The sequence below is a fragment of the Proteus sp. CD3 genome (assembly GCF_008808075.1).
Lineage (GTDB): Bacteria > Pseudomonadota > Gammaproteobacteria > Enterobacterales > Enterobacteriaceae > Proteus > Proteus appendicitidis.
Window position 1 is genome coordinate 408,071 of record NZ_CP019686.1, and the last position, 13,859, is coordinate 421,929.

Here is a 13,859-nt window from a genome sequence, read left to right on the forward strand (position 1 = left end):
TTTATAGTTAATCGAATGATTTTAACTAAAGTTGGCTAATTTTCGTTATATTATTTTGTGATGGAGAACCATCTCCATCCCAATTAACATGCTGTTTAAACTCATATGTTTCACCTGCGATAGTGACAGAGGTAATTAACGTTGCATTACCATGATGGGCAGAAGCACCGGCACCACTCCCCCAACAGTCTTCTTTTATTGCCAGCGAATGACTATTAGGTTGGAAACGTTGGTTCTCAATTCTAGAGGTATAAGTACCTTCATCGTTGTAATCGACTGAATCACGAGTAGAAGCGCCTTGTATATCAATAAGTTTGTGAGATACCGTGACTGGCTCAAAGAAATCACTTGCGTGGTTTCCTAATGTAAACATCGGCCTTGCAATAACATGAACCATACTATCCAAGCCACTCATTCTACATGAATGTCTCGGCACACTAGCACTAGTAGTAGTAATAAATGAAATAGAGCCGTTTAATTCTAAATCCATATACATAGGATGAATCGGTTTTACATCTAGTGGATAATAAACTGCATATTGTCTACCTGTATTTGTACTTGGATCATGATCGTAAATGTCAAACACAATGACTTTGATTTTAAGTTGAGTACTTTTAAATAAATTTTTATCAAGCTTAAAGGAGCTAGTGATTTTTGGTCTACCAAGAAGCTGATTGTGGTCATAAGCAAGGATTTGACTGGTTTTTTGATTTCCATCCCATAATTCAAGATTAACTGCATAATCACTTGCTGTTGTATCTGGCGGTAACCAAGAAAAAGTTAACGAATCATCTTCATAAACAGGAGTCCAATTTATCGATATATTTGCATGAGGTGTGACTTGTGCATTTTTATTGTTATCAACCCTTCGTGTTACGGAATTAATGGTGATATGAGGTACTTTTCTAACATCGACAGAATAAGAACCTTGAGATTGATAAAAGTAGTCATTTTCTTTTGATGTCAAAATGATATTTGTTTTACCTGGATTGACTTTAACAATAACCCCACTTTCTTTTATTGCCACAATATTAGGATCTTTTGCTGACCAGATACCTAGAGCTTCTTTAGGCAATGGAATTGTTGGTTGTTGTACATCAATATTAGTATCTGTTTCAGATAAAATAATGTCATTTTTTGCAAAAGTGATTTGGAGTGTTCCTTTATCTTGCTCGTAATCCACTACCACCGCATCTGCTAGAAATTGATCAGTTGCATCACTTTTGATGTGTATTTTCGTTTTACCTGGTTTTACTTCTGTAATAGCGCCTTGTGAATCAATAATGGCTATACGTTGGTCATCACTGACATAATACAAAGGAATATTTTTTACGTCTGTATTGCCAAAAGTGGCGTTAACGTTATGCGTTACTCCATCATTCCATACCGATTTAATCGTACCCGATGACGCTAATTGTAAAATAGGTTTCGCTTTTTCAATGACTAAAGGATAACTACTTTGCGCTGGTTGATATTGATCATTACCTGATGTTTGTAATGTGATAACTGCAGTACCCGCTTTTTTCATCGAAATACGACCGCTAGTTGTATCAATAGAGGCAATAGTCGGATCGGAACTAGACCACATCATATTAATATTATTAGGTAATCCTGTATAACCTAGTGCGCTGATTGGTGCTGAAGCGTAGGTTTCTTGTTGGATTTGTTTGTCAAAAATAATATCAGGTTTCGGAATAGTGACTTTAATAGTTAATGGTTTCGCAATGGCTAATCCTTCCGCTTCAGCCGTTAAAATAATATCTGTTTTAACATTTGAAGTAAGATGAGTTTGATATTTCCCCTTTCCTAATGAATTGAGTGGGTTATCACTAAAATTAGGTTTACCACTGGTTGTTTTTATCGAAACAGTTTTACCATCAATGGTATTGTCGTATTTATCCATTAAATTTACAGTGAGTAGGGCGCTATCTTTATTATTTCCCCCAATTGATTGACGGTTACTACTAAAGGTTGATTGATTGGCATCAATATCAGCTGGATTTACGGTTACATCTTGAATTGGCTTATAATTATTTGAATCAAGAGCAGCGTTCATTTTCAATATACCGGCAACAGTACTGGTGACTTTTGTTCTTGCGATACCATTGGTATCGGTATAGGTAATATGGTTATATTTATCAGCTACACCTTGTAACTCCCATACTACAATAACGTTAGACAATATATTGTCATTGGCATCCACAATGGTTGCTTGATAATTAACACCATTATCTCCGGCGATTATGCTTGTTCTATCGACATCGACAGATTTTACTTGCCTGGTTTTTGCATCTGCACGCAGTTGTAAGGTTTTTTGTTTTTTGAAATCGACACCATTCACTTTAACACTTAATTGTGCCATGCCTGATTTCGTGCCCGTTGCTTCAATTTCATAATGACCCGGAGAGACTTGTTGGGCTTGGCTAAACCGAATAGTTGGGTTATTAGAAATTCCTTCAACTTGCTGATTTGGCAGAATATTACCGCCTTTATCTTTAATCGTTAACGAGAGTAAGGCTTTATCTGTGCCATTGGCGATGATTGTTGCTGGTATTAAGTCGATTTCTGAACGGTTTTCATCAACATCATCAGCGATAAAATTGACATCTTTTGCAGGATAAACCCCTGATTTTAAGTTCACATTAACTTTTGCTAACCCCGCAGGGCCACGCGTTAATTTTGTTTGCGCCACGCCTTTATCATCTGTAAACGTCAGTGCTGAGGTTAAAACACTGACATTGTCGGATGTCCAAGTGACAGGCGTATCATTACTAACAGGATTATCATATTTATCAATTAAATAAGCAGTATAAGTGATAGTGTCTCCGGCTTTAGGTGCCATATCACTGATAATAATATCGCGCACTTTGGCACTGATATTATCAGCAACAACAGTCAGTGAAACTGATTGAGTTAAGGTGATACTGTTAATCGTGGCATGAATTTCTGTTGTACCCGTTTTTTGGGCGCTGATTGTAGCTTTATAAACACCCGTGCTACTCTCGGTAAATTTACTCTCTTTAATATTAAGATTAGTGGAATATTGAAGTTTAATATCGTCTTTTAATCCAGTGAGTAAATTCCCCTGATTATCTTTTACAATGACCGTAATATTTGATTGATCATAAGAGCGAGTTCCATCACCCGCCGTAATGATGGATGGTGAAAGAGCAAGTGTAGAGCGAGTTGCTGAGATAACATCAGTTGTAAATATAATGTCATGATCAGCTTCAAGAAACTCTTGAGCATCTAGCATTGCAGTAACTTTTGCTGTGCCTGCTTGTGTGCTTATCAGCGCAATCTCTGCAACCCCATTCTTATCTGTTTTACTAATTGGTAATGGTGAAAGTTGACCTAATGAGGTTTGCCAACCCACCGTAATGCCTTCCATGCTTGGGTTGCCTTGCTTATCTACAATATGGGCTTTAATAACGACACTATCTTTCCCATTTGCGGTGACAGTATAAGGCGCAATGACGTTTACAGATTGAATCATGGCATTTTGCGTGTCGGCAACAAAACCAAGAGGCTGTGTTAGGGCAAATGGATTTGTTACGCCATATTTTGCTGTTATCTCACTAATACCTTCTTTTTTCCCTTTAATTTCAAACTGATAAATTCCGTTGTTTTTATCAATAACATTACTGAATGTAATAGTGGGGTTATTACCACTAAGGCTGATATATTTTTCTTGTTTAGGAACTGGGTTATCAAATTGGTCTTTTAATTCGATAGTACCAATAGAGACATTTTTACCATTAGCCACGATGGTTTGCGGATCTAATTTAAAGTGGCTATGGGCTTTATCTACTTTCCCAGGTTTAAATAAAAGATCAATTGATGCACTTTGATTATTATTTAGACGGCCAGTTAATGTTATTGCCTGTGCTATTTTTCCTTTTATTTCGACTTGTGCATTACCATGAATATCTGTTTTTACCATCTCTTTATTAGGATGATTAGGTGATGCATTCCAAAAAACAGATTGTTGTATCAATGGGTTATTATTCGCATCAACAACATGTGCTGTGACTGTGATGGTATCATTATCATCAGCAATGGCTTCTGTTTTATTATTAGCCGATAAAGAAATTGTTGCACTGTTCGGATCAGAAATGGCTTTTATTGTCGTCTGGGCTTTATTTCCATTTTTGAGTGAAGCAATGGCGGTAATCGTTCCCGCTTGAGCGGTATTAATCGAAATAGCCGTTTCACCTTGTTGGTTGGTTTTTGTCTCTTTTTGATTTGCTGTTCCGCCGTTAATATCCCAATTGACGATAACATCAGGTAATTTATTGCCGAACTTATCTTTTACAACCGCGCTTAATATGGCCTGTTCTTTATTATCTGCAATAATTTGAGTTTTATTGCTGGTTAAGGTAATTAAACCTTTTTTGTTATCGGCAATAAAAGTAATAGGTGATTGATCCATTGACCCATTACTGAGGCTAGCAGTAACAATAACATCAAAGGCTTGAGTACTGGTCACTGTCGTTTGAGCGATACCTTGGTCATTTGTTGTTGAAACTTCATTAATAGAAACAATCTGTTGGTCACGATTAGTAGACCAAATGACTTTTGCATTTGGCAAGATGTTGTGATTGTTATCTTCAACGACCGCGGTAAAGGTTACTGCTGTTTTACCATCAGCAATATAAGGTTTTGCCGATGGCGTTAATGAAATAATTTTACCGTTGGATAGATCGGCAATAAATTGCGTTGTCTTTTTCGTGACTATTTTATTAACTAATGCACTTACAGTGGTTGTACCTGATATTTGGCTGGTCATCGTTGTTGATGCATTACCTTGATTATCAGTCAATAATTCAGTTTCTTTAAGCAGGGCTTGGTTATCAGCAGATAATTGTATTTTTACATTTGGGACGGGATTATTATTTTTATCAATCACATTGAAAGCAATATGCTTTTCATCTTTTCCATTAGCAAATGAACTATTTGGATTAATTGTGAAAGTATTTATTTTGGCTGAACTACTATCGGCAATAAAATCAACATTAGTTGAATAGATAATATTTTTAACACTAACATTAATTATACTTTTGCCAATATGTGTATTAGTAATGGGAACAATGATTTTGCCTTCAGCATCTGTATTTGCTTGCCCAATAATCGTTGCTTCATTATCTGCAGTAAAAGAGACAGGATAGTTAGGAATTTTATTGGCATTAATATCAGTTACGATAACTTGAATTTTATTTTGGCTTTTACCATCAGCAGGTGCATAGTTTTTAATTACGGTTAATCCGCCTTTAGCAATAATGGCGGAATGTGTATCAGCAACAAAAGTCACTTGTGCCTGATTAAAGGTGTTATCTCTAAATTTGGGTATTAATGTCACCATTTCAGGAGTACTCCCTGCGGTGATTGTGACTTGATATTTCCCTGCATCTATTCGGCTGAAATTGGAAACTTTGCTATTACCGATAGGATTATCAGATTGAACCTGTAGTGAGAGTTCGTTGATATTGATATCAACGGGAAGTTTATCATTATCGAGGATGGATAAAGTCAGATTTTGTGCAGAATGACTGTCGGCAGGCAGTTGTGTGGCTTTAGGTGTAAATTGGCTATTTTGTGTATTAATCGCGGATTGATCAACTGTAATGTGACTTTGTACAGGATCAGAACGATTACCTTGATCATCAATAGCAACAGCACTTATTGTGTAGCTGTTTTTTTCAGTTGAACCTGAGATATGACGAGGAAAAATTATCGAATAGTTAAGATTATTATTATGATTAATTTTACCTCCATTAGCGATTAAGCGACTTGCTGACCACTCAATCTGTTTAACAGGATATTTTGAACGAACTTGCACGCCTAAATCTTTTTCTTCTTTCGCATAACCGTTAAGGGTTGGATTTATAGAAAGGAAGACTAAAGTTTTCTTTTTATATTCCAAAACAATGTCATTATTTCTATCAACAAAATCATAGCGATTTCCTGACATTAAACGAGTTGCTCGCACATTATCGGGATTAAGTTGTGAAGAGAGTGATTCTCCAAGTCGATATTGGATATTCACATCAAATTTATTATCACTGTTGTCATTTAAACCAAAGCGACGTTCAGCACCAAAGGTAATTAAAGGCACTGGCGTATAAGTAAGCCCCGCAGTATAAGCGTGAGGATTTTCTTGGCGATTATCTTTGCCAAATAAGCCGACTTCTTTACCGTAATATTGTTCAAAAATAAGTTTTGCGCCTAATTGTGGGTAAGCGGGTAGGTAGCTTTCTGTCCGAATATCCCACCCATTAGCAGGACGCTCGTTATAATCTATAACGTCGTCAGAGGTACGCCAGTTAGAGAGACGGTGATAGTGATTTACACTTAATTTAAAATAGTCTCGCCATACTTCAGCACCCACACCAAAGCGGCTGTGATAACGACTTAAATCGTAGTCATAAAAAGCATTCAGACCCACCATAAATTTATCAGTAAAATGCCGGTAGCCAATTCCTTGGTTTAATTGGCTACGAGAGTCTTTACGGTGATAACTGGTTTGAGAGAAAACTAGGTTTTTTTCTTGATCGTACAATGGGATCAAGAGATCGGCTGAGCTACTTTCTAATGTGAAATTTTTATCAGTAGAAAGTGATACACGAGCATGGCCAAATTGATTAAGCCATTGTTCTATTTGTTGATTGGCCTTATTTGATATTTGGCTTATTGCGAATTGTGTCGCGTCCGTATCTCTATTTAATAAAGATGAATTATCGACAATAATTTGGGCCAGTTCTTGCCCGTTAGTTGAAGGGATCGGAATATCTTGATTATTATTATTTAGCCATTTTTTTGTTAATAAAGGCTCATCGGGGATATTAAGTGTTATGCCCGCCTTTATTTTTAATTTACCCACTAAAGAGACATAATCAGGGTTAGATTCTATAAGTTTAAATAATTTTATATTAAATTGCTTAGCGATAGATTCAGGTGTATCGCCCGCTTTAACCTGATACGTTTTCTGTTTTTTTAATAAATTAATAGCCTGTTTTTCTTGGTTATTTCCGTTAGCAAACACATTGGCTGGAAGGGTTGCTGAGATAGGAAATGCCAGTTGAATAAAAATATTAAACCAAGCAACTTTCTTTGTAATAGAAGATAGTTGAGGCGTTAGTCCACTTTTAAATTTTGTCATTTTTAAACTCACCGTAACAAATAATGATGAGATTCTCGTATTTATAGATGTTTTTGATATCAGAAAGTGAACTTGAATTAATTAATTATTCAATATATAAAAATAAATGATCAAAAAAATAAAATAAGTTTAGAAATAAAAATTGAAAAGGGAATTTAAGTATAAAAAAGCCAATAGAAATAATACTATTGGCTTTTTATTCAACATCAAAAATTAGATATCAACAAAAATATCAGGATCAGGGCCTAAACGTTTTTTCTGATCAAGTGTTGTTATTTCCGCAACTTCCTCTTTCTCCAATTTAAAATCAAAAATATGGAAGTTTTCTTCTATACGAGAAGGCGTAACAGATTTAGGGATCACCACAAGTCCACTATCTAGATGCCAGCGTAAAACAATTTGTGCTGGGGTTTTATGATATTTTTCGGCAAGTTTTTGAATAATAGGCTGGTTGAAAACACCTTCACCACCTTGTGCTAAAGGGCTCCAAGATTCGGTCACAATATTATGCGTTGTGTTCCATGCTCTTAATGGCGCTTGTTGCATTAAAGGGTGAATTTCAATCTGATTAATAACAGGGGCTACACCTGTTTCAGTAATGATACGTTCAAGATGTTCTTCTTTAAAATTACAAACACCAATACTTTTTACTAACCCTTCTTTTTGCAAAATAATCATCTGTTTCCACGCTTCAACATAAAGTTCGCGTGAGGGAGCAGGCCAATGCATTAAATAGAGATCAATATAATCAAGTTGCAAACGCTGGAGACTTTCTAAGACAGCACCGCGAGCATGCGTTTGATCGTTGTTCCATAATTTTGTTGTGATAAAAAGCTCCTCACGAGGAACAGTGACCTGTTTTAACGCTTTACCCACACCTTCTTCATTATGATAAATCGCTGCCGTATCAAAAAGGCGATAGCCTGTATCAAGTGCGTGATGAATAGCGTTAACAACTTGATGATTATCTGCTTTCCAAACACCAAGACCAAGTTGTGGAATGGTATTTCCATCAGATAGCTTGATCAGTTTAGGTTTATCCATTTCTGTCTCCAAAGTCGCATTAAAGTACTTAGAGTGCCGCTGTATAAATACGTTGACTGACTTCTAATGTGATATCTTGATGCTCGCCTAGTGCGGTTTGTCCGTGCTCTTCCAATTTTCGCACTAAAGCTGGAATATCTTCTTCAGTGATTTTGAAATCAGTTAGTCGAGTTCTAAGTCCCATTAATTCAAAGAATTTTCGAGTTTCATTAATCGCAGTTTCAATTTTAAAAGCGTCAGAACCTTGGTTTATACCCCAAACTTTTTGTGCATATTGGATTAACTTCTCATATTTAGTCTGCCGTTTTTCATTTAATAGGGCAGGTAAAACGATAGCGAGAGTTTGTGCATGATCAAGCCCGTGTAATGCCGTGAGTTCGTGGCCTAATGCATGTGTAGCCCAATCTTGAGGAACACCAACACCAAGGATGCCATTAAGCGCTTGTGATGCTGTCCACATTATATTAGCACGGATATCATAGTCTGTAGGTGATGTCAGCGCTTTTGGTCCTTGATCAATTAAAATCCGTAAAAGACCTTCTGCATACTCATCTTGTACACGAGCATTCACCGGATAAGTGAGATATTGCTCTAATATATGAATAAAAGCGTCAACAACACCGTTTGCGGTTTGTCTTGGTGGCAGGGAATAAGTGGTTGTTGGATCTAAAATAGCGCAATGAGGGTAAACATGAGGGCTAGCAAAGCTTTGTTTATCCATGGTCTGTTTTCTGCTGATAACAGAAAAACTGTTGGTTTCTGTTCCCGTTGCTGGAAGTGTTAATACACAGCTTAAAGGTATTGCATTTTCGATGACTTTACCGTGACTGGTAACGATTTCCCAAGGTTCACCTTTATAAGGTATCGCGGCTGCAATAAATTTTGTGCCATCAATAACTGACCCACCTCCTACTGCTAATAAATGCGTAATACCATGATATCTGGCATAAGAAACGGCTTTCATTAATGTTTCATAAGAAGGATTGGGTTCAATACCACTAAATTCATGAATTTGATAACCAGGGAGTGCCGTATAGATTTGATCTAAAACGCCGTTGCGTTTAATACTGCCACCACCATAAGTCAGCAAAATTCTTTCATTTTTTCCGATTTCAGAACGTAGTTTTTCTATTTGCCCTTGACCAAAATGAAGGCGAGTGGGGGAGTAATAAGTAAAGTTTTGCATTTTGTATCCACCTTAATTTGATGTTCTGCGATATGACAATTAATCAGGAAAAAGTTTTTCACTGTGTCTAGACGAAATAGCATGACATAACTATAACTGTAAGGTTGTAGAAATAAGAGATGAATTATCTTTCTTAATGACTACAGCAATTCAAATTGTAGCTAATTTATAAGGAGTAATATGGAAAATCATTATTTAACATTAAACCAAGAACATTGGGATAAACAAGCCGCAATGGAAAATCAGTGGTCTAAACCTGTAAGTGATGAAGACATTATCGCGGCAAAACAAGGAAACTGGAAAGTCCATTTAACACCTAATCCGGTTAAAAAAGAGTGGTTAGCAGATATTAAAGGTAAAAAAATACTCTGTTTAGCTTCTGCCGGTGGGCAACAAGCGCCTATTTTAGCTGCTGCTGGTGGTATTGTGACGGTATTTGATTTATCAGAAGGTCAATTAAGCAAAGACCATCAATTGGCACAAAAGCATCAGTTAGATTTGGTTACAGTACAAGGTGATATGGCGGATTTAACTGCATTTGCTGATGAAAGTTTTGATATTATTTTTCATCCTATCTCAAACTTATATGTACCGGATGTGAATTCTGTTTGGCAAGAGTGTTACCGTGTTTTGAAAACAGGCGGTGTACTTATGGCGAGCTTTTATAATCCCGTTGTTTTTGTCGATGATAGAGATCCGCAATTGCGCTCACAGGGATTAATGAGACCAACTTACCGTTTACCTTATAGTGATCAAGGTTCACTACCTTCGGAGATCCTGCAAGAAAAAATCGCCAGAGGTGATGGGCTGGTATTTGGTCATTCTTTAACTGACCTTATTGGTGGGCAGCTAAAAGCGGGTTTCTTATTACAAGATTTTGTTGAGGATTTTGCTCCTCATGCTCGTTTCTTAGTTGATAGTTACATTCCAACGTTTCTTGCATCAAAAGCCATTAAGCTTTAGCAACAAATAGATTAAGGTAAAAAGATGACGGTGATAAATATCAACGGATTTTTACTAAGATATTAATAAGATAGGAGATAAGAAAATGAACAACTGAACTTTTGATGTGTTAGATGATTAAAAAACGCCATTATGATGATTAAAATAATGGCGTTTTTTTAATTACTTATTACTGGTGCTATTTTTACGATGGCGAATATACATCACAATCGAACCAATTAAACCCGCACTTAAGAGTAATATAGGCAATGTCATCAAAATATTCATGACCAGAGTTTCATGTTTTTGTATAAATGGAATAAGGTTTAGTACATAGCCTAAAGAAACAATAATCCCTACCCATAAGAAACCACTTAACCAGTTAAATATTTGAAAGCGACGTTGTTGTAATTCTGATAAGCCAGCCAGCGTCGGTAATAATGTACGCACGAATCCAATAAAACGACCCAGTAATAGCGCATATAAGCCTTGGCGATGGAAGAGATCATTTGCCTTATGATGATATTGCTCTGGTAATTGAGCCATCCACCGTTTAACTATTTTTGTATCACTTAGCCAGCGGCCCTGTAAAAATCCGAGCCAACTCCCAATACTCGCGGCAGCGCCTAATATAATGATAGTCGGGAAAAAGTGTAAAACACCTTTTGCAATTAAGGCACCGCAAAGAATAAGCAGTGTATCTCCTGGTAAAAATGCGGCGGGTAATACCCCGTTTTCCAGCATAATAATAACAAAAAGAACAATATAGATAACCCACAGCACATTGGGATTAGCTAACACCATATAATCGTGTTGCATTAGCGCGTGAATGATCTCTTTTAATGTACCCATTAGCGAACTCGCATTAAAAAAAAGACTTTATGTTCGCTATTCTAACGCAAAATAACGAGAACAGTTTGATTTAATCCCTGTGGAACCACAGGGATAGATTTTTTTAATAAAAAATTCATTATTTTTATTAAGAAATACGTAAAAAGCCCTGCTCTAGATCTTCAATAAGATCATCTACATTTTCTAATCCAATATGAATGCGAAATAGAGTGCCTGTAAATGTCGGCTGCGTTTCATATTGGCGCATTGCTTTAATATCATTAGGCTGATACCCCAAAATTAAAGATTCAAACCCTCCCCATGAAAATGCCATCTTAAATAATGAGAAGTTATCTAAGAAAAGAGCAAACTCTTCAGTGGTTAGGATTTTCTTTAAACTAAAAGAGAATAATCCATTGCTACCAGAGAAATCACGTTGGAAATATTCATGTCCTGGGCAAGAGGCTAAGGCAGGGTGATAAACATTATCAACTAAAGGATGTTGTTTTAACCAGCGAGCGACTTCTAATGCACTTTGTTCGTGTTGTTTCATCCTGACAGGTAATGTTCTTAATCCTCTTGCTGTCATATAAGCAGTATCAGGATCAACACATTGACCTAATAAATAGGCATTTTCTCGTAACTGCACCCAACAACGCTCATTAGCGACAGCAAAACCTAACATGCCATCAGAATGACCATTAATATATTTTGTGGCCGATTGAATTGAAATATCGACACCCAATGTCAGTGGTTTTAGTAGTAATCCTGCCGCCCAAGTATTATCAATCATAATAATGATTTCAGGGTTATATTGGCGAACTGAATTGACTATTCCTTGCAGATCTTGAATTTCCATCGTGATTGAACCCGGAGATTCAAGAAAAACGATTTTTGTTTCAGGACGTAGTAATTGGCTGATCTCTTTACCGATTAAAGGATCAAAATAAGTCGTTGTGACTGAGAATTTACGTAAGATCTGATCACAAAAATTTTGGGTTGGATCGTAAGCAGAGCCTGTAACAAGAATATGCGCACCTTGCTCAATAAATGCGAGTATAGATTGCGTAATTGCTGCCGCACCTGAAGGAAATAGTGCGCAGCCTGCGCCTTGCTCTAATTCAGTTAAAGCTTCTTGTAAAGCAAAATGTGTGATTGTGCCTCGACGACCATAAAAGAGCGTACCTTCCGCTCGTTTTTTCGTTGCTTCACGCTTTTGTGCAACGGAATCAAAAATAACGGATGATGTTCGTTGTATAATTGGGTTTACTGCGCCTTGAGAATATTTTTTAGCTCGACCAGAAAGGAGGAGTGAGGTTTCTTGTTTTTTTAGCGTCATCCTTAATACCTTCTTTTAATTGATGGTGTGTTTACCTCAAGTTAATGCATTTTTTGGATAAGTACAAAAGGCTTGCAGGGTAGTTGATAAAATTTCACGTTACGTGAAAGGACGATAATTTGTCTTAAAAATCGACAAATGGAAAAAAAATAGCCAAATAGTAATGATAATTACTATCAAAATGCTTCATGTTTGATATCATTTGAGCGTTTTCTCTTTCCTGATGGCAAACAGGATGATTGTAAGCGAACGATTTTGGGTAAGTAGTGACGTAAAGATGTCATTACTGAATAAATAAATAGATAAAAAAGAGAGTAATAGGCCAACTGATGCGTAATTTGACAGCTTCTATTCTATTGGCAATCGGTCTGACAGGCTCTGCTTTTGCGGATACGACTCCTGCCACACCAACTGAACAGCCAACTACTGCTGCCGTTTCTTCAACAGCTGCTACACCGGGAACTGCTACACCGACAACCGCGACACCAACAACTGCGACTTCTTCTACGACCACGACAACGGGTAATGAAGTGAAAGCAGTGGGTACTGAAACCACAAAGCCTGAAGGTGAAAACACACCTGTAACAACGGCTGAGAATTCAGAAAATGTACCTTCAGCGACAGAAAATACCGCCTCAGAAGTACAACCTGAAATGGTTGCTGGTGGCGGATTCGCTGAAGATTTATCGGTAATGGGTATGTACCGTAATGCGGACTTAGTCGTTAAAAGTGTCATGATTGGCTTACTGTTAGCCTCTATTGTTACTTGGGCGCTATTTTTCGCGAAAGGAAGTTACTTGATTTCACTGCGTCGTCGCTTAAGAAAAGAGACGGCTCAGTTAGTTGAAGCTAAATCACTTAACGATGCGTTAGCGATTAGCAAAAAATTTGGTAATAAGAGCGCAACCGCTGATTTCTTTAATGATGCAGAATTAGAGCGTACTTACTCTCAAGAAAGTAAAGTCGCATCAGGTATTAAAGAGCGTGTTGAAATGCGTATGGAACGTCGCGTTGCCGCAATTATTCGTGAATTAGGCCGCGGTAATGGTTATTTAGCCACAATCGGTGCAATTTCTCCTTTTATCGGTCTTTTCGGTACGGTTTGGGGGATCATGAATAGCTTTATCGGTATTGCACATTCTCAAACGACAAACCTTGCTGTTGTTGCGCCGGGTATTGCAGAAGCGTTATTAGCAACCGCGATTGGTCTGATTGCGGCAATTCCAGCGGTTATTATCTATAACATTTTTGCTCGTATGATCGCAGGTTATCGTGGTGAAATTGGTGATATCGCAACAGGTGTGGTGACATTAGTCAGCCGTGATTTAGATATCGAAAACAGCAAAGCAAGGTAATGA

At 37.1% G+C, this 13,859-nt stretch carries 7 protein-coding genes; 2 read left to right on the forward strand and 5 right to left on the reverse strand.

The features are described 5' to 3' along the window. Positions 1–25: 25 nt before the first annotated feature. The 3 genes from BTA34_RS01825 to BTA34_RS01835 form a co-directional block, all read right to left on the reverse strand. Positions 26–7,159 (reverse strand): Ig-like domain-containing protein, encoded by a 7,134-nt coding sequence (locus BTA34_RS01825; protein ID WP_151434267.1) that lies wholly within the window; start codon positions 7,157–7,159, stop codon positions 26–28. A gap of 213 nt (positions 7,160–7,372) precedes the next feature. Beyond that, complete coding sequence (gene dkgA / locus BTA34_RS01830; protein ID WP_151434268.1) at positions 7,373–8,203, reverse strand: 2,5-didehydrogluconate reductase DkgA; 831 nt, start codon at positions 8,201–8,203, stop codon at positions 7,373–7,375. A gap of 28 nt (positions 8,204–8,231) precedes the next feature. Continuing rightward, positions 8,232–9,389 carry an iron-containing alcohol dehydrogenase gene (locus tag BTA34_RS01835; RefSeq protein ID WP_151434269.1) on the reverse strand — a complete coding sequence of 386 codons (1,158 nt, stop codon included), beginning with the start codon at positions 9,387–9,389 and terminating at the stop codon, positions 8,232–8,234. 180 nt (positions 9,390–9,569) lie between these two features. On the opposite strand from BTA34_RS01835, the gene BTA34_RS01840 reads away from it, so the two are divergent. Continuing rightward, on the forward strand, positions 9,570–10,352 hold the full coding sequence (locus tag BTA34_RS01840; protein WP_151434270.1) for a class I SAM-dependent methyltransferase: 783 nt from the start codon (positions 9,570–9,572) through the stop codon (positions 10,350–10,352). 162 nt (positions 10,353–10,514) lie between these two features. On the opposite strand, the gene BTA34_RS01845 is transcribed toward BTA34_RS01840, so the two are convergent. After that, positions 10,515–11,183: a DedA family protein gene (locus BTA34_RS01845; RefSeq protein WP_151434271.1), complete on the reverse strand. Its 669-nt coding sequence runs from the start codon at positions 11,181–11,183 to the stop codon at positions 10,515–10,517. A 127-nt stretch (positions 11,184–11,310) separates the two neighbouring features. After that, positions 11,311–12,501: a cystathionine beta-lyase gene (metC, locus tag BTA34_RS01850; RefSeq protein ID WP_151434272.1), complete on the reverse strand. Its 1,191-nt coding sequence runs from the start codon at positions 12,499–12,501 to the stop codon at positions 11,311–11,313. A 329-nt stretch (positions 12,502–12,830) separates the two neighbouring features. On the opposite strand from metC, the gene exbB reads away from it, so the two are divergent. After that, positions 12,831–13,856, forward strand: coding sequence for a tonB-system energizer ExbB (gene exbB / locus BTA34_RS01855; protein WP_151434273.1), 1,026 nt, complete (start codon positions 12,831–12,833; stop codon positions 13,854–13,856). Positions 13,857–13,859: the final 3 nt, after the last annotated feature.

Coding starts and splice junctions, on each gene's coding strand:
- BTA34_RS01825 (WP_151434267.1), bottom strand. CDS start 7,159: ATGACAAAATTTAAAAGTGGACTAACGCCTCAACTATCTTCTATTACA.
- dkgA (WP_151434268.1), bottom strand. CDS start 8,203: ATGGATAAACCTAAACTGATCAAGCTATCTGATGGAAATACCATTCCA.
- BTA34_RS01835 (WP_151434269.1), bottom strand. CDS start 9,389: ATGCAAAACTTTACTTATTACTCCCCCACTCGCCTTCATTTTGGTCAA.
- BTA34_RS01840 (WP_151434270.1), top strand. CDS start 9,570: ATGGAAAATCATTATTTAACATTAAACCAAGAACATTGGGATAAACAA.
- BTA34_RS01845 (WP_151434271.1), bottom strand. CDS start 11,183: ATGGGTACATTAAAAGAGATCATTCACGCGCTAATGCAACACGATTAT.
- metC (WP_151434272.1), bottom strand. CDS start 12,501: ATGACGCTAAAAAAACAAGAAACCTCACTCCTCCTTTCTGGTCGAGCT.
- exbB (WP_151434273.1), top strand. CDS start 12,831: ATGCGTAATTTGACAGCTTCTATTCTATTGGCAATCGGTCTGACAGGC.